The 21,109-nt window shown below is 60.7% G+C and carries 19 protein-coding genes and 1 pseudogene; 12 read left to right on the top strand and 8 right to left on the bottom strand.

Features of this window, described 5'->3' with window-relative positions; translation table 11 throughout:
* The first annotated feature begins 9 nt into the window (after positions 1–9).
* The 3 genes from argJ (at position 10) to AC0IW7_RS01425 (ending at position 2,941) form a co-directional block, all read left to right on the top strand.
* Entirely contained in the window at positions 10–1,227 is a 1,218-nt protein-coding gene (argJ, locus tag AC0IW7_RS01435; RefSeq protein WP_122452463.1) for a bifunctional glutamate N-acetyltransferase/amino-acid acetyltransferase ArgJ, read from the top strand.
* Between the two features lie 134 nt (positions 1,228–1,361).
* Positions 1,362–1,994: a glutathione S-transferase family protein gene (locus AC0IW7_RS01430; protein ID WP_471815456.1), complete on the top strand. Its 633-nt coding sequence runs from the start codon at positions 1,362–1,364 to the stop codon at positions 1,992–1,994.
* Entirely contained in the window at positions 1,991–2,941 is a 951-nt protein-coding gene (locus AC0IW7_RS01425; protein ID WP_471815455.1) for a Nudix family hydrolase, read from the top strand. Before AC0IW7_RS01430 ends, AC0IW7_RS01425 begins: the two co-directional genes overlap by 4 nt.
* 89 nt (positions 2,942–3,030) lie before the next feature.
* Here the strand turns inward: AC0IW7_RS01425 and AC0IW7_RS01420 are convergent, their stop codons facing one another.
* The 4 genes and pseudogenes from AC0IW7_RS01420 to AC0IW7_RS01405 all read right to left on the bottom strand — a co-directional run.
* Entirely contained in the window at positions 3,031–3,609 is a 579-nt protein-coding gene (locus AC0IW7_RS01420) for a cob(I)yrinic acid a,c-diamide adenosyltransferase (RefSeq protein ID WP_471815454.1), read from the bottom strand.
* A 3-nt stretch (positions 3,610–3,612) separates the two neighbouring features.
* The gene (locus AC0IW7_RS01415; protein ID WP_463550458.1) at positions 3,613–5,646 is read right to left on the bottom strand and encodes a sensor histidine kinase; all 2,034 of its coding nucleotides are present in this window, start codon (positions 5,644–5,646) and stop codon (positions 3,613–3,615) included.
* Between the two features lie 162 nt (positions 5,647–5,808).
* Positions 5,809–6,720, bottom strand: a complete 912-nt coding sequence (locus AC0IW7_RS01410) for a putative 2-dehydropantoate 2-reductase (protein ID WP_471815453.1) — start codon at positions 6,718–6,720, stop codon at positions 5,809–5,811.
* Positions 6,721–7,728, bottom strand: a pseudogene (locus AC0IW7_RS01405) (GGDEF domain-containing response regulator); the annotation flags it as partial.
* Between the two features lie 106 nt (positions 7,729–7,834).
* On the opposite strand from AC0IW7_RS01405, the gene AC0IW7_RS01400 reads away from it, so the two are divergent.
* A complete protein-coding gene (locus AC0IW7_RS01400) occupies positions 7,835–8,314 on the top strand; it encodes a YajQ family cyclic di-GMP-binding protein (protein ID WP_463539958.1) in 480 nt (159 codons plus the stop codon).
* 249 nt (positions 8,315–8,563) lie between these two features.
* Entirely contained in the window at positions 8,564–9,400 is an 837-nt protein-coding gene (locus tag AC0IW7_RS01395; RefSeq protein WP_463383694.1) for a mechanosensitive ion channel family protein, read from the top strand.
* Between the two features lie 172 nt (positions 9,401–9,572).
* Here AC0IW7_RS01395 and AC0IW7_RS01390 read toward each other — a convergent pair whose 3' ends face one another.
* Together AC0IW7_RS01390 and AC0IW7_RS01385 are read right to left on the bottom strand one after the other, a co-directional pair.
* The gene (locus AC0IW7_RS01390) at positions 9,573–11,318 is read right to left on the bottom strand and encodes an AmpG family muropeptide MFS transporter (protein WP_471815452.1); all 1,746 of its coding nucleotides are present in this window, start codon (positions 11,316–11,318) and stop codon (positions 9,573–9,575) included.
* Between the two features lie 83 nt (positions 11,319–11,401).
* On the bottom strand, positions 11,402–11,779 hold the full coding sequence (locus AC0IW7_RS01385; protein ID WP_463383692.1) for an MGMT family protein: 378 nt from the start codon (positions 11,777–11,779) through the stop codon (positions 11,402–11,404).
* Positions 11,780–12,033: 254 nt separating this feature from the next.
* Between AC0IW7_RS01385 and AC0IW7_RS01380 the strand changes: the two genes are divergently transcribed.
* The gene (locus tag AC0IW7_RS01380; RefSeq protein WP_463383691.1) at positions 12,034–13,056 is read left to right on the top strand and encodes a DUF481 domain-containing protein; all 1,023 of its coding nucleotides are present in this window, start codon (positions 12,034–12,036) and stop codon (positions 13,054–13,056) included.
* Positions 13,057–13,357: 301 nt separating this feature from the next.
* On the opposite strand, the gene AC0IW7_RS01375 is transcribed toward AC0IW7_RS01380, so the two are convergent.
* Complete coding sequence (locus tag AC0IW7_RS01375; protein WP_122494230.1) at positions 13,358–14,116, bottom strand: SDR family oxidoreductase; 759 nt, start codon at positions 14,114–14,116, stop codon at positions 13,358–13,360.
* Between the two features lie 145 nt (positions 14,117–14,261).
* Here AC0IW7_RS01375 and AC0IW7_RS01370 point away from each other — a divergent pair, with 145 nt between their 5' ends.
* From AC0IW7_RS01370 to groL, 4 genes are all read left to right on the top strand, one after another.
* Positions 14,262–14,993, top strand: a complete 732-nt coding sequence (locus AC0IW7_RS01370) for a HugZ family pyridoxamine 5'-phosphate oxidase (RefSeq protein WP_471815451.1) — start codon at positions 14,262–14,264, stop codon at positions 14,991–14,993.
* Between the two features lie 94 nt (positions 14,994–15,087).
* Positions 15,088–15,543 carry an FxsA family protein gene (locus AC0IW7_RS01365; RefSeq protein ID WP_122452476.1) on the top strand — a complete coding sequence of 152 codons (456 nt, stop codon included), beginning with the start codon at positions 15,088–15,090 and terminating at the stop codon, positions 15,541–15,543.
* Positions 15,544–15,795: 252 nt separating this feature from the next.
* Positions 15,796–16,089 carry a co-chaperone GroES gene (locus AC0IW7_RS01360; protein WP_108098537.1) on the top strand — a complete coding sequence of 98 codons (294 nt, stop codon included), beginning with the start codon at positions 15,796–15,798 and terminating at the stop codon, positions 16,087–16,089.
* A 57-nt stretch (positions 16,090–16,146) separates the two neighbouring features.
* Positions 16,147–17,790 (top strand): chaperonin GroEL, encoded by a 1,644-nt coding sequence (groL, locus tag AC0IW7_RS01355; RefSeq protein ID WP_122452478.1) that lies wholly within the window; start codon positions 16,147–16,149, stop codon positions 17,788–17,790.
* Positions 17,791–18,070: 280 nt separating this feature from the next.
* Here the strand turns inward: groL and AC0IW7_RS01350 are convergent, their stop codons facing one another.
* Positions 18,071–18,808, bottom strand: a complete 738-nt coding sequence (locus tag AC0IW7_RS01350; protein ID WP_471815450.1) for a phosphatase PAP2 family protein — start codon at positions 18,806–18,808, stop codon at positions 18,071–18,073.
* Positions 18,809–18,972: 164 nt separating this feature from the next.
* Here AC0IW7_RS01350 and AC0IW7_RS01345 point away from each other — a divergent pair, with 164 nt between their 5' ends.
* The gene (locus AC0IW7_RS01345; protein ID WP_122494224.1) at positions 18,973–19,656 is read left to right on the top strand and encodes a response regulator transcription factor; all 684 of its coding nucleotides are present in this window, start codon (positions 18,973–18,975) and stop codon (positions 19,654–19,656) included.
* Positions 19,646–20,926 carry a sensor histidine kinase gene (locus AC0IW7_RS01340; protein WP_471815449.1) on the top strand — a complete coding sequence of 427 codons (1,281 nt, stop codon included), beginning with the start codon at positions 19,646–19,648 and terminating at the stop codon, positions 20,924–20,926. Before AC0IW7_RS01345 ends, AC0IW7_RS01340 begins: the two co-directional genes overlap by 11 nt.
* Positions 20,927–21,109: the final 183 nt, after the last annotated feature.

Here is a 21,109-nt window from a genome sequence, read left to right as displayed (position 1 = left end):
GCTCGCCCCATGCCTGTTGGTCTCGGTCCTCTGCCTACGCTGCATCCGGTTGCCGGTTTTGAATTGGGTATTTCGTCTGCCGGTATCAAGCGCGAGGGTCGCAAGGATGTGGTGGTGATGCGCTGTGCCGAAGGCTCCAGCGTGGCGGGCGTGTTTACGCTGAATGCGTTTTGCGCGGCGCCGGTGATTCTGGCGAAGAAGAATGTGGTCGGCCCGGTTCGTTATCTGCTGACCAACACCGGCAACGCCAACGCCGGCACTGGCGAGCCGGGACTGCAAGCCGCTGCTCGCACCTGCGCGAAGTTGGCCGAGCTGACCGGAGTGCCGGAAACCGCAGTGCTGCCGTTTTCCACTGGCGTGATCGGCGAGCCGCTGCCGGTCGAGAAAATTGAAGGCGCGCTGGCCGCTGCCCTGGCTGATCTTTCAGTCGATAACTGGGCCGCTGCGGCTGCCGGCATTATGACCACCGACACCCAGCCCAAAGGCGCCAGCCGCCAGTTTGTGCATGACGGCGTCACCGTGACCGTCACCGGCATCAGCAAAGGCGCCGGCATGATCAAACCGAACATGGCGACCATGCTCGGCTACATCGCCACCGACGCCAAAGTCTCCCAGGGTCTGCTGCAAGACCTGCTGCGCGACGCCGCCAACAAGTCTTTCAACCGTATCACCATCGACGGCGACACCTCGACCAACGACTGCTGCATCCTCGTGGCGACCGGTCAGGCGGCATTGCCTGAGGTCACGCAAGCCAGCGGCGCCTTGTTCGCCGAGCTCAAGCAAGCGGTGCTGGATGTGTCGATGGAATTGGCGCAGGCCATCGTCCGTGACGGCGAAGGCGCCACCAAGTTTGTCACCGTGCAAGCCAATGGCGGCGCGACCCACCAGGAATGCCTGGACGTTGCCTACGCCGTTGCGCATTCACCGCTGATCAAAACCGCCTTGTTCGCCTCTGACCCGAACTGGGGCCGGATCCTGGCCGCCGTTGGCCGCGCCGGTGTCGCGCAACTGGACGTCAGCAAAATCGACGTGTTCCTTGGCGACGTCTGCATCGCCAGTCGTGGCTGCCGCGCGGCCAGCTACACCGAAGAGCAGGGCGCTGCGGTGATGGCCCAGGAAGAAATCGGCATTCGTATCGAGCTTGGCCGCGGTACATGCAGTGAAACGATCTGGACCACCGACCTGTCCCACGAATACGTGCGCATCAACGCCGAATACCGCTCCTGATCGCACCAGGCCGCCGCGTTCAGCGGCGGCCATTCCTGCGGCTTATCCGCACATGAACAATCGGAATTTGCCCTCGGCCGACGCGCTGCCTATTGTCGCAGTTCGATAAATGGACGCTTAAACGGGTGACTCAAATGGCTTTGAATCTGGTAATCGGCGACAAGACTTACTCGTCCTGGTCGTTGCGCGCGGCCCTGGCGCTGGAGCTTAGCGGCGCGCCTTACACTGAGCAGATGGTTCGCCTGAATCAGCCCGACAGCCGCGAGCGCATTCTTGAACATTCGCCCACCGGCAAAGTGCCGTTGCTGAAAACTGACGAGGGTTCCATCTGGGATTCCCTGGCCATCAGCGAATACCTCGCCGAAACCTACCCTGAAGCGCATCTGTGGCCGCGCGGCGCGTTTGCCCGTGCGATCGCCCGCAGCGTCTGCGCGGAGATGCATAGCGGCTTTGTGCCACTGCGTGTGGCCATGCCCATGGATCTGTCGCGCGACGAAGCGTTGCCCAGTGTGCCGGCCGACGTGCTCGCCGACATCGAACGTATCAGCGCCATCTGGGCGCATTGCCGCAGCGAGTTCGGGCAGGACGGGCCGTTTCTGTTTGGTCGCGTCAGCCTCGCCGATGCGTTTTTCGCCCCGGTGGCCGTGCGTTTTCGCGGCTACCGCGTGGCACTTTCGGCCCAGGCGCTGGCCTATGTTGAAACCATTTACCAGTGGCCAGCCTTCCAGCGCTGGCAACAGGCAGCACGAGAGGAACAGCAGGCGTGAAACGAGTGCATGTGGCAGCAGCGGTTATCCGAGGCGAGGACGGGCGCATTTTGCTGGCCCGTCGCGCAGACGATAAACACCAGGGTGGCCTGTGGGAATTTCCCGGCGGCAAGGTCGAGGAGGGCGAGTCGGTACGTGCCGCGCTCGACCGCGAGCTAGCCGAAGAATTGGGCATTCAGGTGACGGCGGCGCGCCCGCTGATTCAGGTGCGCCACGACTACGCCGACAAGCACGTGTTGCTGGACGTGTGGGAAGTCAGCGCGTTTACCGGCGAGGCCCACGGTGCCGAAGGGCAGCCGTTGGCGTGGGTGAGCAATCGGGAACTCAGCGACTACGAATTCCCGGCCGCCAACCGCCCCATCGTCGCTGCCGCACGCTTACCTGAGCACTACCTGATCACGCCCGACAATCTTGAGCCGAAGGCGCTGCTGCTCGGCCTCAAAGCGGCGTTGGAAAGTGGTATTCGATTGGTGCAATTGCGCGCACCGAATATGTACGACCCGCAATACCGCGACCTCGCCGTAGACGCCGTCGGTCTGTGCGCCGGCCGGGCGCAATTGATGCTCAAAGGCCCGCTGGAATGGCTCGGTGATTTCCCAGCGGCCGGTTGGCATTTGACCTCCACGCAGCTGCGCAAGTTGGTCACTGGCGGGCGCCCGTTCCCCACAAACCGGTGGTTAGCGGCGTCTTGTCACAACGCAGAAGAGTTGGCGCTGGCGGCGGAAATGGGCGTGGATTTCGTCACGCTGTCACCGGTCCAAGCCACGCAAACTCACCCTGACGCGCAGCCGCTTGGCTGGGACGCGGCGCAGGAAATGATTGCAGGCTTCAACCAGCCGGTGTTTCTGCTCGGTGGCGTTGGGGCTGGGGATACCGAGAAGGCGTGGCAGGTGGGCGCGCAAGGTGTGGCGGGGATCAGAGCGTTCTGGCCTCAGCCTGCTGACTGACGAGATTTTTGTAGGAGCGGCTTTAGCCGCGATGCTTTTGTTTGTTAAAAGCTCGCGGCTAAAGCCGCTCCTACAGACTGCGACATAACTCACTCCGGCTTCGCCGCCGCCTCCCACAGCACTTCATTAATCTGCATCCGCCGCCCAATCAATCGCGCGGCCACAAACAGCAAGTCCGACAGCCGATTCACATACGCCAAGCCCACCCCAGCCAACGGTTCCAACGCATTCAATTGCTGGCACCGCCGCTCCGCGCTGCGTGCCTGCGCCCGGCATACGTGAGCTTGAGCCACTAGCAACGAACCGCCCGGCAAGATGAAGTTTTCGAGCGGCCCCAGCTCTTCATTCCACAGGTCGATGGCCGCTTCGAGCCGTTCCACTTCGGCCTGGTTCAAGGCTTGGTACTGGGGCATTGCCAGCTCGCCACCGAGGTCGAACAAGCGGTGCTGACAAGGGCTGAGCACGTCAATTACTTCGCTCAATCCCGGCCACATCACTTCATGCTCGGCCAACCCGGCCAGCAACAAACCGAGCTGGCTGTTCAGGCTGTCCAGCTCGCCCATGGCTTCCACGCGCGGGTGGTCTTTGGGTACGCGGCGGCCGTCGGCCAGGCCAGTCTCGCCGGCGTCGCCGGTGCGGGTGTAGATCTTTGACAGGCGAAAGCCCATGACTCAGCTCACTTCAGGGTTGTCGGAAGGCGTTGCCAGGGGCAAGCGCAGGGTGAAGCAGGTGCCTTGGTCCAGCGCGGACTGCACCTCCATCTGCCCTTTGTGGTTGTTGGTGATGATGAAGTACGAAACCGACAGGCCCAAACCCGTGCCTTGGCCGACTTCTTTGGTGGTGAAGAACGGCTCGAAGATGCGCTTGCGCACTAGCTCCGGCATACCGATGCCGTTGTCTTCCACTTGAATTTCCGCCCACGGCTCGACCAGTCGCGTACGCAATATGATGCGGCCCGGTTCCAACAATGAACCGGGTTTGGCTTCGCGCTGGTGGATGGCTTGTGCGGCGTTCTTCAGCAAGTTCAGCAGCACCTGTTCTAGCTCGTTGGCGATGCCGGGCACCAGGCCCACGTTCGGGTCGAAGTCGCGTTCGATGTTCAGGCCTTTGAAGTCGAAGCCTTCGGTCAGGTCGAAGTCATTGCCGGCAATTTCTATCGCCTGGTCCAGCAATGCCGGCAGCTGGCACGGCGCCAATTGGCGGTTGCTCATGCGGCTGAAGCTGAGCATGTGCGAGACAATTTTCGCCGCGCGCGAGCCGGCTTGTTGAATGCCGTCGAGCAGTTGCGGCACTTCTCGTCCGTGCAGGTAGCGATTGACCGTTTCCAGCGGCACGCCGACAGCCTCTGCCACTTCCTGGTTGCGAGGTAATTCGCTGGAAAGTCGGCGGCGAATGTTCTGCACGTTGTGCAAAATCGCGCCCAGCGGGTTGTTGATTTCATGGGCCATGCCGGCCGCCAAGCCGCCTACTGAAAGCATCTTTTCCGACTGCACCATCATTTCTTCCAGCGACAAGCGCTGGCTGATGTCATCGATACGGATCACCACGCCTCGGCCCGCGCCGCCCATTAACGGGTAGAACGTGAGGGCGTAATGGCATTTGGTGTCGCCCCGCGTCCATGTCACCCGCTCGATTTTTTCCACCGTGTGGCGCTCGGCGGTGCGCTTGAGTTGTTGCAGGTAAGGCTTGAGCGGCGGAAAGGCGAGAAACACCGGCTGGTTCAGCGCTTCGTCCAGACGTGTGCCGGAAAGTACGCTGGCTTCCTGGTTCCATTGGCTGACATACAGCTGCTCATCCAGGGCGATCAGCGCGGATGGCATGGAGTCGATGATGCTGTTGAGGTAGTTCTGAAAGCCGGTGAGTTTCTTCTCGATCTTGCTGCGAACCTGAACCTCCAGTTCCAACTTGCGGTTGGAGTGGCGGGTTTCTTCGGCCAGGCGCTGGGCTTGGTCGAAAGCCATTTGCGCGTCGTCGCGGGCGCGCTTGAGCTGCTGCTCGCGGGCTTCGATGCGCGACAACATGGTGTTGAAGGCTTCGGCCAGGCTGCCGATTTCGTCCTGATTACCACGGGCGGCGCGCAGGGCGTAGTTCTCCTCGCGCGTTACTTGCCGGGAGAGTTCTTCCAGACGCCGAATCGGCCGCGTGACCAGGCGCCGTATCTGCCGCGCCACCAGCGACCACAGCAGCACGCTGCAGGCCAGAATCACGAGGCTGGCGGTTAACGTGCCGGTGTAGAAAGCGCCGGGCAATTCGCTGGAGGCCACCAACAACAGATGGCCGGGCGGCTTGCCTTCTTGCGGCAATTCGAACAATTGGTTGGTGCGGAATTCGCCGTAGCGCCAAGTCGACAGCTGCTCGATGCGGCGCGGCAGATGCAGTTTGTCGCCATGTTCCAACTGCGCCAGGCGACGCCCGTCGCTGCCATACAGCGCGGCTGCGCGCAGCGGGCTGTAGCTGTCCAGGCGCTGCAGCAGGTCTTCGGCGGTGGCGCGTGAGCTCAACGCTTCGTTGCTCAGGGCGGGGGTGGACAGCAGGCGGCCCAACGTCTGCAACGCCTGCGGCGCCATGTTTTCCTGGGAGATCCAATACGCCGCACTGATAAACGCGAGGTTGGCGACCAGCAGCACCGTGGTCAGCAACGCCAATAACGCCGCCAATAATTTGCGGCCGACCGAGAGGTTTTCCAGGCGCTTGCGCAGGGTCATAAGCCAAGGGTGCCTTCAGAAAGAGAGGTACGCAGGGTAGCGCCTGGCCGGTGACGGCTCAACGACTTCGACGGCTTGCCTTGGCGGCAGGGGGGTTAGTCGCGAGTCAGTAGGCACGCGGCGTAGCCATCGCGGCTAAAGCCGCTCCCACAAGAGGCCGGGTTAATCGATGGGTAGGCCTTTGTTCTGCAGTTCGTTCTGCAGACGCTCAAGCAACATGTGCAGATGCGGCGCCGGGCAGTTGTGGCGCTGCGCCACGGCGCACACATGGCCAAGCAGGTAACTGATTTCCGTGCGGCGCTGCTGGGCGACGTCCTGGTGCATAGAGGAATAATTGGCCGCAGTGGCTGTGATCACGCGCTGCACTTCTTCGGCGAGATTTTCCGCCGCAGCCGGTTGGCCGCACAGATCGAGCAACTGGCTGAGTTCCGCGCAGAGCGTTGCCACTTCGGCAGGGTGTTCCAGCAAACCGCCGTTGCGGCAGTCGTGGAGCACGGTCAGCGGGTTGATGGCGCAGTTCAGCGCCAGCTTGCGCCACACGCGACTAAGGATGTCGGGCGTCCATTCATGGGAAATTTCAGCGCTTTGCACATCGGCCAACCAGCTCGGCGGCGTGGGATTGAGCGGGTCGCCCAGCCCGGTGTGACCATGGCCGGCAAATACCACCCGGAAATCTGCGTCGCGAAAGGCGCCCTCGGTGCTCGACGCCACGATGCAGCGCGCCCTCGGCAGGCGAGCCGCCACGGCGTCTTGGCTGCCCATACCGTTTTGCAGCAGCACCACGTCGGCGTCGGCGGTCAAACGATGCGCCACGCTGGCGACAGCGGCTTCGGCGTCATAGGCCTTGCAGGCGAGCAACAAGAGGCGGATCGGGCTGGTGTCGTCGACGCTCTGCGCCGGCACCGGGTACAGGCTGCTGAGCCCTTGTTCAACCAGCGTCAAGCCGCCCAGCTGGCGGTAACTGGCCAGGCGTTGGCGATTGCGCAGCAGCAGGGTGACCGGCACGTTGGCCCGGGCGAGGCGGGCGGCCCACAAGGTGCCCAGGCTGCCTGCGCCGAGAACGTGCCAGTGCATTTATTTGTACAGCGGCAAACGTAGCGCCGCGACACGGCCGCTGCCGTAGGCTTCGGGAAGCAAGCCGGCGGCACGGTCGATGAGTTCTTGTGGCTGGATGGGCAATGCTTTGGCGTCCATGCCGACCAGGCTGATGCCGGCCTTGAGCGTGATAAACCCTTCGCTGGTCTTGAACGCTTTGAGGTTCAGCCCCTCGTGCAGGCGCTTGAAGCTGCTTGGCGAGCATTCCTGCAAATCTTCCAGCAGGGTCAGCAGGCCAAAGTGGTGGTCGTCCAGGCGCACCAGCACATCCAGCGGCCGCACCAGTTGTTGCAGGCGACGGGCGACGCCGTGCAGCAACTCGTTGTAGAAGGCTTCGCCGTACTGCTGGCGCAGATTGGGCGCGTCTTGCAGGCCGATCAGCAAGTAACACACGGCGCCGCCGCGCGACTCCACCTGACGGATGCTGTCCACCAGCATTTGTTGCAGGTAGCGCGGGTTGCCCAACCCAGTCAGCGGGTCGACCAGGTTGCGTTCTTCAAGGCTGGAAATGTTCTGCGTGAGCATGCGGTTTTCCTGCAACAGACGCTGCAGGGTGTTGCACAAACGGTCGGCGGCATACACGCGCGGCACCAATTGTTCGCTCATGGCCGACTTGCTGACGAAGTCGTCGACGCCCCGGTCGAAGGCCTCGCTCAATACGTTTTCGCCTTCTTTGCCGGTGAGCAGCATCACGTAGGTGTAGTGATCAGCCATTTCGTCGAGCTGGCGTACGCGGCCGGTGAGTTCAAGGCCGTCAATTTCCGGCATCAGCCAATCGGCAAGCAGCACGCTGGCGGGACGTTCTTCCAACAGCGTCAAGGCCTCGAGCGCGCTGCTGGCGAAGCGCACATCGAGGTAACCGGCTTGGCTCAGGGCACGGCCGATCATGGCGCTGGAGAACTTGGCGTCGTCCACCACCAGGATGCTGAGATGGGGGTTGGGCATTGGCGAACTCGAGAGAAATAATAGAGGTGCCGGCTCATCGCCGGGCGGTGTTTGTATCGGCAGATATATAATGATCCGGCATTTTAACCGTCAAGCTTGGCGTGCACTGTCTGTAAGACTTATCGCGCCGTCTATCTGGAGATTTCCCATGCCCTCGTTCGACGTGGTGTCCGAACTGGACAAACACGAAGTAACCAACGCTGTCGACAACGCCATGAAAGAGCTGGAGCGTCGCTATGACTTGCGTGGCAAAGGCACCTTTGAATTCAAAGAACTGACCATCAACATCACCGCTGACGCCGAGTTTCAGCTGGAGCAGATGGTCGAGATTCTCAGACTCAGCCTAGTCAAGCGCAAGATCGATGTGCAGTGTCTCGAGCTGAAAGACGCTTACCCGTCGGGCAAGAGTGTGAAGCAGGAAGCGGTTCTGCGCGAGGGCATCGATAAAGAGCTGGCGAAGAAAATTGTCGCCCACATCAAAGAAGCCAAACTCAAAGTGCAGGCCGCCATCCAGGGCGAGCAAGTGCGCGTGACCGGCAAAAAGCGTGATGACCTGCAAGAGGCCATCGCGGCGCTGCGGGCTAAAGAGTTCGGGATGCCGCTGCAATTCAACAACTTTAGAGATTAGTGCTCCAGACCCTGTGAAAACTACTGCGCTCGGCTAGGCCGCGTTGAGAACAGACTCAAAATGCTCATTGGCTACAGCCAACTCCGCTTTTTCGCCTGTTCTCGCCTTGCCTAGCCTTCGCTCGCTACGTTTTCACAGCGTCTGACCGGGGTTGTTATGGAACCATCGCGCCCCCTGCGGCGTCGCAAAAGACGCAGCCGCTGTTTTTTATGACTGGCATCTGGGCGGTCAGGCAGCGAAGGAGGCGCTATGGATTTCGATGCACAACTGGATCACTTGGTCGATGCCTCGCAGGCATGGCTACCTATCATCATGGCCTACAGCGGCCGCGTGCTGCTGGCGTTGGTGGTTTTGGCGATTGGCTGGTGGCTGATCAATCGGGTCACCGGCAACCTCAGCGCGCTGATCGGCAAGCGCCTCGGCGACCCGGCCTTGCAGAGCTTCATTGGCACCCTGGCCAATATCATTCTCAAAGTGCTGCTGGTGATCAGCGCCGCGTCGATGATCGGCGTGGAGACCACCTCGTTTATTGCCGCCATCGGTGCCGCCGGCCTGGCGATTGGCTTGGCGCTGCAAGGCAGCCTGGCCAACTTCGCCGGCGGTGTGCTGATTCTGCTGTTTCGCCCGTTCCGCATCGGTGACTGGATTGAAGCGCAGGGCGTAGCGGGCACGGTGGATAACATTCAAATCTTTCACACCGTACTGCGCACCGGCGATAACAAGACCGTCATCGTGCCCAACGGCAGCCTGTCCAACGGCATCATCACCAACTACAACCGCCAGGCCACGCGCCAAATTATTTATGACATCGGCATCAACTACGACGCTGACCTGCAAGCTGCCAAGCGCGTGCTGACCGAGATGGCCGAAGACGAACGCGTGCTTAAAGATCCGGCGCCTGCGGTGGTGGTTGCGGGGTTGGGTGACAGCGCGATCAAGATGTCATTGCGCGTGTGGGTGAAAACCGCCGACTACTGGAGCCTGACGTTTAAATACAACGAAGAGATTCGTGATCGGTTGCAGGCGGCCGGTATCGAGATTCCGTTCCCGCAGCGGGTGATTCGCATGGTTCAAGAGAACGCTTAGCGTTCGGCAACGATTTCCGGGTCGTCGTCCATGCTGCGTTGCGTCCTCGCTTTTAATGCTCACGTACTGCAGTACGCTGCGCTTAAAAGCTCCGGGGCGCCTTGCCTGGCCTTAGCCCCGAAAATCTTAATCTGCGGAAAAGAAAAAGCCGGCAATTGCCGGCTTTTCTGGGCTAAACCTGTTCCGGTCTGGCCTTGTCCTCTGCGGTCGGCGGTGCTTCTTCCACTTCCGGCACTTTCTGGCTCGCCATGCGCTGCCACTGCCAGCAAATCAAAATCAACGTCGGAATGCCGAGCAGGGCGGTGATGAGGAAGAACTTGTGGTAGCCAACGTTCTCGACCATCACGCCCGAGTAGCCGCCGATCAAGCGCGGCAGCAGCAGCATGATCGAGCTGAGCAGGGCGTATTGGGTGGCGGAGAATTTGAGGTTGGTCAGACTCGACAGGTAGGCCACGAACGCTGAAGTGGCCAGGCCGGCGCTGAAGTTGTCGGCGGAAATGGTCAGGATCAGCATGTCCAGATTCGCGCCCATGTCGCTTAGCAGCATGAACAGCAAGTTGGTGCTGGCTGACAGCACGCCGCCAATCAGCAGAATCGGCATGATGCCGAACCGCACGATCAACAACCCTCCGGCGCCGGCGCCCAGCAGCGTCATCACCAGGCCGAACAGCTTGCTGACGCTGGCGATCTGCTCCTTGCTAAACCCTTGGTCGATGTAGAACACGTTGGCCATCACACCCATCACCGTGTCGGACATCCGGTACGTCGCGATCAGCCCGAGCAACAGCAACGCTTGCCAGCGATAGCGCTGCACGAATTCACTGATCGGCGTGACCACCGGCGCCATCAACAGGCGGCCCGGCGCCGACAAGCAGGCCATGGCGATCAGCACATACATCGTGCCGCGCGGCCAGGCGCCGCTGTTGAACGCTTTGGCAGCGGCGGCGGCGGTGACCAGGATGATGATCAGCACAATCATCGACACGGCCTGGTGGACGAAGTCGAAGTTGGGAATCACCTTGCCGCGCGCCGCCACGATCAGCTGTTTACGCTGCTGGCTAAGCAGATCGCGCACGGGCGCAATCAAACGGCGGCCGGCGGGCATCAGGCAAATGCCGAGGAAGATGGCGTACAGCGCGGCGCGGGGCCAGGCGCGGTCGAGCAGGCCCGTAATCATGGCCGGTAGCGAGATCAGCATCACCAGCAAAATCAGGACGGAGTAGAGCTGGTCTTTGAGCTTGAAGCGCGAGGTGGTGGTTTGCACCGGCACGTCCACATGGGGTTCGCGCATCCATAGAGAGGTGAGCAATCCCGGCACCATCAGCATGGCGAACAAGAGATAGGTGCTGGCCCAGGCGCCAAATTCGTAGGCGGTGGTGGTGGAGCCGAACCATTCGGCGAAATACAGCGCGCCGGCGGTGGCGAGCAGGGCGGCGACGCGGTAGCCGAGCATATAGCTGGCGGCCAGGGCGGCCTGACGGGTGTCGTCGGCAATTTCCAGGCGGTAGGCGTCAACGGCGATATCTTGAGTGGCGGAGGCAAACGCCACCAGCACGGCGATGGCGACCAACCAGGTGAGGTTGGTGCGCGGGTCGCACAGCGCCATGCCGATCAGGCCCATGGCGATGACAATTTGCGAGAGCACCAGCCACGAACGTCGTCGGCCCAGGCGGCCGAGCAAGGGCAGCCGCCACTGGTCGAGCAGCGGCGACCAGATCCATTTGAAGGCGTAAGCGAGGCCGATCAGGCTGGCGAAACCGATGGTTTCACGCGACACGCCGGCTTCGCGCATCCACACCGACAAGGTGGAGAACACCAGCATGTACGGCAGGCCTGCGGCGAAACCGAGAAGCAAGAGGGCCAGACTGGCCGGCGAAGCGTAGGCGGCGAGTGCCGCGCGCCAGGTTTTACGGGGCATTGGGCTGTGATCTGCCTGGGTTTAGCAAAACGTGGAGTGCCCAGTTGGCCAGGCCAAACTGGATGGCAAAAACAGGGCGCACTCTAACCGCTGTGCTCCATCGGGCGCCACCCATGGCGCTTTATATCCACGCGCTGATTGACCATCCGCACCCCTTCGGCGCGCAACCGCGCTCGTTGCTCCTCGCCCGATACGGTGCCGGCTGCCAGGCTCAGTCGGCCACCGGCGGCGACCACGCGGTGCCAGGGCAGGGCGCTGCCTTCCGGCAACTGGCTCAAGGTGCGACCCACCCACCGCGCCGCACGGCCCAGGCCCGCCAGCTCAGCCAGTTGGCCATAACTGACCACATAGCCCGCGGGCACTTGCGCCAACGTCAGGTACAGCGCGGCGCGCCGAGCTTCAGCGTTTTCGCCTGCCACATCGGCGGCGGCTGTCTTAGTGCTGTCTTCTTTCGCTGGCATGTTTTGACCTTACACAGAGCGGTGCATGGCGGGCAGCTTAACTGAGCGTTTTCGCGCTTCAAGCGTTCATGCCATTACGGTGCCCGTCTGGCCGTAGAACGTGCGCGCCGGCGTGCGCTGGCGTGAGCCTTGCTTTAGATTGCGCGGAACTTGCAGGACAGCCACCGGTCACTCCTTGCAGTGTTTTTTGGGCCAGCGGCTTTTTATCTTGGATAATGCCCGCCCTTCACATTTACGGAGCGGTAAATCTCCCCATGCGGTTATCCAACAAGCTGTCTTACGCCCTGTCCTGCGCCGCGCTCACGCTGGCTGCAACCCCTGCAATGGCCGACACCGTATGGTTGAAAAACGGCGACCGCCTCACCGGTACCATCAAAGTGTTCGACGGCGGCAAGCTGGTGGTCGAAACCAGCTATGGCGGCACCATTCCAGTGGATTGGAAACAGGTCAAAACCCTGGAAAGCGACCGTGAGCTGATGGTTAAGCAAGACGAATTCACTGGCGAGCGCGCCAAGTCGCTGCAAGCCGCCGAAGACGGCAAGGTCACGTTGATCAATGGCGAGGCGCCAAAGACCGTCGAGCTGGCCAGCATCGAGCAGATCATCAAGCCCAAGCCGATCCTCGAAGACTTGGTGTGGAAAGGCAACGTCGACCTCGGGCTGGACTACAAACGCGCCGAAACCGACACCGACGACTACGACGTCGACTTCAAAACCACCGCCCGCCATGGCGCCTGGCGCCACAACGCCGAAGGTGGCTACAACCGCGAGTCGCAAGACGACGTCACCACCACCAACAACTGGAACGCCGAATACGCCCTCGACCGTTTCCTGGATGAACATTGGTTCTGGCAGGGCCGCTTGAGCTACAAGCGCGACCACATCGAAGACGTTTCCAGCCAGCGCACCATCGGTACCGGTCCTGGCTACCAGTTCTGGGACGACGAACTCGGCGCGTTCTCGCTGGCGACCTTGGTCAACCAGAATGACTACGAATACAGAGACGGCGGCAGCGACAACTTCTACTCGCTGGGCCTGAAGTGGGACTACAACCGCTACCTGGTCGGCAAGACCTTCGAGATGTTCAGCAACGGCGAACTGGGCAAGCCCATTGGCGGCGACAGCGAGTACGAACTCGATGCAGAAGCAGGCCTGCGCTACAAAGTCACCGACTGGGCTTCGCTTAACGTGAAGGCTGAGAAAAACATCGTAAGCGGCGCCAAAGATGGCGAAGTGGACGAGACCCGGTACAGCGTCGGGTTCGGTGTCGGCTGGTAAAAAAACCGCTCCGGGCCTGCTGCGCTTGGTCATGCGGCGTTGAGCTCAGGGTCGGGATGCTCATTGGCTGCAGCCAACTCCGCTCCCTCGTCCTGAGCTCGCCTTGCTTGACCTGCGCTCGCACGGCCGGGAGTCGGTTTTTGCGATCTTTGAAAAAGAGCAATAAAAAGCCCCGCACTCGCGGGGCTTTTTGTTAGGTCGCAATCCTTTTGATCTTCGAACTCAGCCGCCCCTCAATCAAGATTGAGCATTCCGGGCGCCTGATGCACGCCGCATGGCCGACGCGCATCCAACCGACTGATTACAACCGCATGCCGCCGTCGAGCTCCAGAATCCGTCCGGTGTAGTACTCGTTTTCCAGGATGTAGGCCACCGAGTGCGCGATCTCTTTCGGCTGGCCCAGACGCTTGAGCGGAATGCCTGACGTCATTCTTTCCAACGCTTCGGGTTTCATGCTGGCGACCATTTCGGTCTCGATGAAACCCGGTGCCACGCCTGCGACACGAATGCCGTAACGCGCCAGCTCTTTGGCCCACACCACGGTGTCTGCCGCCACACCGGCTTTGGCGGCCGAGTAGTTGGCCTGCCCCATGTTGCCGGCGCGAGAAATGGAGGAGATGTTGACGATCGCGCCCTGGTTTTTCAGCTCGATCATTTTTGCCGCCACTTCGCGGGTGCACAGGAACACGCCGGTCAGGTTGACGTCGATAACCGACTGCCATTGCGCCAGGCTCATCTTCGACAGCTCGCCGTCTTTCACTTTGATAGTCAGGCCATCGCGCAGAATGCCGGCGTTGTTAACCAAGCCGTTGATGGCGCCGAAGTCGTCGGCGATCTGGCCCACGGTGTGGATCACTTGTTCTTCATTGGCCACGTTGCAGATATAGGCGCGGGCATCGCCACCGGCTGCTTTGCAGGCGGCAACGGCTTCATCGAGGCGTTCCTGATTGAGGTCTACCAGCGCCAGCTTGGCGCCGCGCGCGGCCAGGTACTCGCCCATGGCGCGGCCAAGGCCTTGACCGCCGCCGGTAATCACGATGACTTTGTCTTTCAGTTCCATAACCACATCCCCAAAAAGTAGGTGAGTGCGCACGCCTTTATAAGCGCCGCTACCAACCGGATACGTTGTTCCCCGCTGGTGCGCGCAACCGTTAAGCTGGGCACCTGTCCGTCTTCAATACGAATTCTCGACGAGGAGTCATAAGGTGAGCGTGAAAGTCGGCAAGCATGCCCGAGAATTGCTACTCAAGGAATACCGTGGGGCGCTCTCCACGTTGTCCAAAGCCATGCCCGGCTACCCGTTCGGATCGGTGGTGCCGTACTGCCTGGATGCCAACGGCCATCCGCTGATTCTGATCAGCCGCATCGCTCAGCACACCCACAATTTGCAGGTGGAACCCAAGTGTTCGTTGCTGGTGGGCGAGCGCGGCGCCGAAGATATTCAAGCCGTCGGCCGTTTAACGGTGCTGGCGCAGGCGCGCAAAATTACCGATGAGGCGGCCACCGTCGCCGCGGCCGCACGTTACTACCGTTACTTCCCGGAATCCGAGGGCTATCACCAGGCCCACGACTTCGATTTCTGGGTGCTGGAGCCGGTGCGTTCGCGCTATATCGGCGGTTTTGGCGCTATCCACTGGCTCGATGAAGTCACGCTGGCCAACCCCTTCGCCGGTGACATTGAACTGAGCATGGTCGAGCACATGAACAGCGACCATGCCAGCGCCATTGCGCATTACGTGGAGCTGGCCGGTCTGCCCAATCATGTGCCCGCCGAGTTGGCCGGTATCGACAGCGAAGGGTTTCACCTGCGCATTGGCCAGGGCCTGCATTGGCTGGCGTTTCCAACATCCTGTAACACTGCGCCGGAAGTGCGCCAGGCCTTGGTAGCGCTGGCGCGGGCTGAAACCTGGCCGGCTGCCGGGCAAGAATCTGCTTGAATTAAAAGCCACGCAGCACCACCTAAATCTTTCCGGTGATAAAACGCGCGGGTCAAGCGAATCGCCGCCCGGCCGTCCTACAGGAACCCCATTGATGCGTGCTTTTCTGTTTTTGTTTTTGCTGTTCCCGATTATCGAACTGGCGGTGCTGATCAAAGTCGGCAGCGCCATTGGCGTACTGCCGACGCTGCTGTTGGTCATCGGCAGTGCGGTGCTGGGCAGCGTGTTGCTGCGCGTGGCCGGTGTGGCCACCGCATGGCGGGCCCGTGAGCGTCTGGCGCGCGGTGAATTGCCGGAACAGGAAATGCTCGAAGGTTTGCTGATTGCCGTCGGCGGTGGCCTGCTGCTGTTGCCGGGGTTTATCAGCGATATTTTCGGTTTGCTGTGTCTTATTCCGTTCACGCGCCGGCTGATGGTCGGCAAGCTTCGCCAGCGTGCGGCAGAGCAGGCGTTGCGTCAGCGTGCCTTCGCCGATGACCTCGCTGCGCGTTCCGGCCAGGCTCGCCCGAACGTCATTGAAGGCGAGTTCGAGCACCGCGATCCGAAGTGAAAGCCGCGCGAGTGAGCGCTGCCCGCAGCGCTCATTGTCTGGCGCAAACCGTGTAAAAAATTTTCACCCCCGCCCTTGTAATCCCTTTCCCCGCCCCTATGTAGTGGTCACCGCAAGGTCTCTGTCGGTTTTACGACAGTCAGTCTTCCGCGTGGCCGCGTTGCGGCTCGCGACCGGCCACGCCGGATAGCAAACAACCAGCCGGTGGATAAACCGGCGGCTTTAAACCACCTTACTTGGGAGAGATCGACAATGAAGCTTCGTCCTCTGCATGACCGCGTCGTCATCCGTCGCAGCGAAGAAGAAACCAAAACCGCTGGTGGCATCGTTCTGCCGGGCTCGGCTGCGGAAAAACCGAACCGTGGCGAGATCCTGGCTGTCGGCGCCGGCCGTGTGCTGGACAACGGCGAAGTGCGCCCACTGGCCGTTAAAGTCGGCGACAAAGTGGTGTTTGGCCCGTACTCGGGCAGCAACACCATCAAGGTTGATGGCGAAGACCTGCTGGTCATGAGCGAGAACGAAATCCTGGCTGTTGTTGAAGGCTGATTTCCCGCTCCGTTGCTACCACTTGCGTTAACGAAACGAATTTGAGGAATAACGATCATGGCTGCAAAAGAAGTTAAGTTTGGCGACTCCGCTCGTAAAAAAATGCTGGCTGGCGTTAACGTCCTGGCCGACGCGGTAAAAGCCACCCTCGGCCCGAAAGGCCGTAACGTGATCATCGAGAAGAGCTACGGCGCTCCGACCATCACCAAAGATGGTGTGTCGGTTGCCAAAGAAATCGAGCTGAAAGACCGTTTCGAAAACATGGGCGCGCAGCTGGTTAAAGACGTTGCCTCCCGTGCCAACGACGACGCCGGTGACGGCACCACCACCGCCACCGTTCTGGCTCAGTCGATCGTCAACGAAGGCCTGAAAGCCGTCGCTGCCGGCATGAACCCGATGGACCTCAAGCGCGGCATCGACAAGGCGACCATCGCCATCGTTGCTCAGCTGAAATCGCAGTCCAAGCCATGCGCTGACACCAAAGCCATCGCTCAGGTCGGCACCATCTCCGCCAACTCCGATAGCTCCATCGGCGACATCATTGCTCAGGCAATGGAGAAAGTTGGTAAAGAAGGCGTGATCACCGTTGAAGAAGGCTCGGGCCTGGAAAACGAACTGTCGGTTGTAGAAGGCATGCAGTTCGACCGTGGCTACCTGTCGCCGTACTTCATCAACAAGCCAGACACCATGGTTGCCGAGCTCGACAGCCCGCTGATCCTGCTGGTCGACAAGAAAATCTCCAACATCCGCGAAATGCTGCCGGTGCTGGAAGCTGTTGCCAAAGCAGGCCGTCCGCTGCTGATCGTGGCTGAAGACGTTGAAGGCGAAGCCCTGGCGACTCTGGTTGTGAACAACATGCGCGGCATCGTTAAAGTTGCTGCTGTTAAAGCACCAGGCTTCGGCGACCGCCGCAAAGCCATGCTGCAAGACATCGCTGTTCTGACTGGCGGTACCGTTATCTCCGAAGAGATCGGCCTGAGCCTGGAAAGCGCTACCCTGGAACACCTGGGTAATGCCAAACGCGTCATCCTCAGCAAAGAGAACACCACCGTTATCGACGGTGCTGGCGTTCAAGCTGACATCGAAGCGCGCGTTGCTCAGATCCGCAAACAAGTTGAAGACACCTCGTCCGACTACGACCGTGAAAAACTGCAAGAGCGTCTGGCCAAACTGGCTGGCGGTGTTGCCGTGATCAAGGTTGGCGCCGGTTCCGAAGTGGAAATGAAAGAGAAGAAAGCCCGCGTTGAAGACGCCCTGCACGCAACCCGCGCAGCCGTTGAAGAAGGCGTGGTACCTGGCGGTGGCGTGGCACTGGTTCGCGCTCTGCAAGCAATCTCCGACCTGAAAGGCGACAACGCCGATCAGAACGTGGGTATCGCGCTGCTGCGTCGCGCTGTTGAAGCGCCGCTGCGTCAGATCGTTTCCAACTCCGGCGACGAGCCGAGCGTTGTGGTCGACAAGGTCAAGCAGGGTTCCGGTAACTTCGGTTACAACGCTGCCACCGGCGAATACGGCGACATGATCGAAATGGGTATCCTCGACCCGGCCAAAGTGACCCGTTCTGCTCTGCAGGCCGCGGCCTCGATCGCCAGCTTGATGATCACCACTGAAGCGATGATTGCTGAAATCGTGGAAGACAAGCCAGCTGCCGGCGGTATGCCGGATATGGGTGGCATGGGTGGTATGGGCGGCATGATGTAATTGCTGTTGCCATAAAAAACCCCGCCTTGTGCGGGGTTTTTTTATGGCTGGTCGATCGGCTGCGCGTCGGCATTGCGGCGTTGAAATGTTTTTTTGAATGCTCATTGGCTACAGCCAACTGCGCTTCAAAAAACCATTTCGCCTTGCACTGCTCTAGCTCGCTCGATCTCGAGAGGCGGCGCGGTTTGTATCGCAACGGCAACGGCCAAGGCTTTCCCCACAGGTGCCGGGTTGTTGTGGGAGAGGCTTTAGCCTCGAGTTTTTGATCTTATGGCGGGGCTTATACGGCTGCCGTGGAGGCGGGTTTCGCCACCATGCTCTTGGCCGGCCTATACAGCACCGCCCAATACGACCCCAAACAAATCAACCAACAAAACACTGCCGTCCACAGGTTGTGAGAGAAGAAGTGCGCACCTTGCAGCATGCGGCTCACGGAGAACACGGTGCCGAGTGCAAGGGCAAAGACGAAACCGGCGCGTGCCAGCCGTGGGCGGCGGTCGCGCCAGACGAAGTAAAGCGCGAATAACGTAAAGCCCGCTGCGGCGTGACCGCCTGGCCAGCAGCGGCCGGGTTTGTCGGTGGCGGGGCGGTGGCGGAGCAGGGCGCTGTAGGTTTCCTGGCCGCCAAATTGGCTCAGGCTCCACGGACACTGCACGGCGGTGACCGCTTTCATGGGCGTGACGAAACTGGTGGACAGGCCCATGGCCAGTACCAGGTAACCGAGCTCCCGGCGCATTGGTTTCAGGCGATTGATAAAGAAGCTGCCGACGAAGCCAAGAATGGCCAGCACGGCGAAGGCGATCACGGCCTGTTTCGCGCGGTCGTGCAGGATGTCTTCGAGAAATGCGCTGTGTTTTCCCACGAACCCCACGCCCGGCGTGTACATCAGGTTGGCCAGGGCGAAGTCCAGTTTGGTGGGTTCGATCAATAGCAGTAACGCGGCGATGGCCAGCGGAATGCCGAGGGCCAGGCGCAGGTTCAGGCGGTGTGAAAAAGTAGTGAGTGGAGTCGACGACATGCTGAGTCCAGGCGTAGCGGAAGTAGCGTGCAGGCTGCCCTTGGGGCTGTCAGCATGGCGTTAAGTTGTCGTGAAAAAATCGTGAAAGCCGCTTCAATCATTAAATGTTGAGGTAATGTCGCGCCCCGTGACGTGCCTGCAACACCCCGCCTGAAGGAACCGCCATGCGCATTCTGATCGTTGAAGACAACCGCGACATTCTCGCCAACCTTGCCGATTATCTGGGCATGAAGGGCTACAGCGTCGACTGCGCGCAAGACGGCTTGTCGGGTCTGCACCTGGCCGCAACCGAGCACTACGACTTGATCGTGCTCGACATCATGATGCCCGGCATGGACGGCTACACCTTGTGCAAACGCCTGCGTGAAGACGCGCGTCGCGACACGCCGGTGATCATGCTCACCGCACGCGACCAACTCGACGACCGCCTGCAAGGCTTCCGCTCCGGCGCCGACGATTACCTGCTCAAACCTTTCGCCCTGTCCGAATTGGCCGCCCGCATTGAAGCCGTGCTGCGCCGCAGTCAAGGTGGCGGTCGGCGCATTTTGCAAGTTGCCGACCTGGTGTATGACCTCGACACCTTGCAAGTCAGCCGCGCCAGCAAAGCCCTGAAGCTCAACCCCATCGGCCTAAAATTGCTCGCCGCGCTGATGCAGAAAAGCCCTCACGTTTTGCGCCGCGAAGTGTTGGAGGAAGCGCTGTGGGGCGACGACTGCCCAGACAGCGACAGCCTGCGCAGCCATATTCACCAGCTGCGCCAGGTGATCGACAAACCGTTCGAATTGCCGCTGCTGCAAACCGTGCACGGCGTGGGCTATCGCTTGGCGGAAGTCACCGATGGAGTTTAAGCAAAGCCTGTCACGCCGCATCGTTATCGCCTTTGTACTGATGACCACGCTGGTCGCCGCGGCCTTCGCCACCGGCATTTACATGGCCGTGCACATGCTTGAGGAAAAGCTGATTTCCGGCGTCCTCAGCGGCGACCTCGACCGCCTGTTGCACATGGACAACATGGATGAGTGGCGCACCCGTCCTGAGCCCGACCAATTGTTTTACTTCTCCGGCGGCCACGGCGATTTCGCTCTGCCGGATTACCTCACGGGTATGACGCCAGGCTTCCACGAAATCTTCCGCGACGACTCGTCCTATCACGCGTTTGTCCGCGTGGTGGCGGGGCAGGAATATGTATTGCTGCAAGACCAGAGCGAGTTCGAGGAGCGCGAGCGAACGCTGTACACCACGGTGTGGATTGGCTTTGTGCTGTGCGTGGCGCTGGCGGTGTTGCTCGGGCAATTTCTCGCGCGCAAGGTGATCGAGCCGGTGTCGCGGCTCTCGCGGCAGGTGCGCCACCCCGATCAGCTGCTGTCGATGGCGCCGCCATTGGCGCCCAATTACGCGGCTGATGAGGTGGGTCAGTTGGCGGCCTCGTTCGACACGACGCTGGGGCTGCTACGTCACGCCCTGACGCGTGAGCGCTTGTTCACCAGCGATGTCAGCCACGAGCTGCGAACACCGCTGATGGTGCTTGCCAGCTCGTGCGAATTGCTTTTGGAAAACCCCAACCTCGACGACCGCGCCCGCGCTCAAGTGCAGCGCATATTTCGCGCCTGTGAAGATATGCGCGCCTTGGTGCAAACCTTCTTCCTGCTGGCGCGGGCGCAGAACACCGACGTCAGCCAGATTCCTACCATCAGCGTAGAAAGCGCGGCCTGTGAGTTGCTCGAACAGTGGCGTCAGCCCATTGAAAGCAAGGGGCTGACGTTGAACTACCGCGCCGAGCAGGTGCTGGAGGGCGAGTTTAACGCCACCCATTTGCGCACAGTAATGAGCAACCTGTTGCGCAACGCCCTGCATTACACCGACAGCGGGCACATCAGCCTGACCTTGGTGGCCGACGGATTTGAAGTAGAAGACAGCGGCGTCGGTATTCCCGAGGCTCAACGTGAGGCCGTGTTCCAGCCCTTTGTGCGCGGCGACAGTCAGCGCGGCGATGGTTTGGGGCTTGGCCTGTCGTTGGTGCAACGTATCTGTGCAAGCCAGGGTTGGGATGTCAGCCTCATTGCAGCGCAACCTCGAGGATGTTGTTTCAAGGTGGTGTTGGTGCCTCGGCGCAGTTGAACGGGTTGCCGGTGGATAGTCGTTATTTAGCCGATATTCGGTAGGAATTTTCGGAACTTGGCCTCCATTGTGCACACAAAGGCTGTTACATTCGTCGTCGGTCAGGGCTTACAAAAACTCACCCGACCACGCCAGCGCCTTCCCAGGCCTCAAGGATATGGTCGCCCCACGGACGACAGCTTT

The organism is Pseudomonas sp. AC229 (assembly GCF_979254655.1).
The sequence above is the reverse complement of the archived record's forward strand: the minus strand, read 5'-3'. Positions and strand labels throughout refer to the sequence as shown.